This window comes from Rhodococcus sp. EPR-134 (assembly GCF_001647205.1).
Taxonomy (GTDB): domain Bacteria; phylum Actinomycetota; class Actinomycetes; order Mycobacteriales; family Mycobacteriaceae; genus Rhodococcus_F; species Rhodococcus_F qingshengii.
In genome coordinates, this window is the sequence record NZ_LVCT01000560.1 from 1 (window position 1) to 740 (window position 740).

Annotated in this window: 1 protein-coding gene; it reads right to left on the bottom strand. The window is 57.4% G+C overall.

Annotation, left to right across the window (positions count from 1 at the left end):
* Window positions 1-34 precede the first annotated feature (34 nt).
* Complete coding sequence (locus tag A2J01_RS25035) at window positions 35-607, bottom strand: HdeD family acid-resistance protein (RefSeq protein ID WP_003944155.1); 573 nt, start codon at window positions 605-607, stop codon at window positions 35-37.
* Window positions 608-740: the final 133 nt, after the last annotated feature.

The window sequence follows — 740 nt, forward strand, 5'->3', positions numbered from 1 at the left end:
GACGGCCGGCTTTCCCTTCTTAGAGAACACCGGCTTAGAGAACACCGGCTTCCTTTGCCCGGCTCCTGATCTGGAATGCTCCCACGATCATGAAGAGGCCGAACAGGATTGCGTACCAACCCAACAACCAGATGAGGCTGATGATGCCTTCGCCGGGCGCGATGAGAAGAATGATGCCGAAGATGACAGCAAGCACCGATGCGGCGAGCAACCATCCCCAACTGGATCCGGGCAGCGCCTTCATCTTGAAGGCGCCGACAATTCCGAAGATTCCGAACATGATGGCGTAGAAGGCAATTATGTACAGCAGCACCAGCGCAGTGATGCCCGGCCAGACCAGCGCGACGATGCCGGCTCCGACCGAGACGACGCCCGTGAACACCCACCAACCCCACGAGCTCAGATGCTCGCGGTCCCGGATGGCGCGAACTATCGTGATCAAACCGTCGGCGATGGAGTAGATACCGAACAGGAAAACCAAGGCCACCACGGTAATTCCCGGCCACACGAGCGCGATGATTCCGAAGATCACGCCGAAGATTCCGCGGATCAGGATCATCCACCAGATCTCTTTGCCGTACTGCACGAACGGATTCTGCGTGACCATCAGTAGCCTCCGAAACAAGCGGGTGTCTCTGACCGATTCAACAGCTCTTCAAACAGGGCAGTACCGACAGATCGTATGACTCTTGTGACCTTTCCGCCCATCGAAACGCGCGGCTGATACCGAGTTGTGCTCT

Excerpts from the sequence above, each read along its gene's own strand:
- A2J01_RS25035 (WP_003944155.1), bottom strand. The coding sequence starts at position 607 with ATGGTCACGCAGAATCCGTTCGTGCAGTACGGCAAAGAGATCTGGTGG.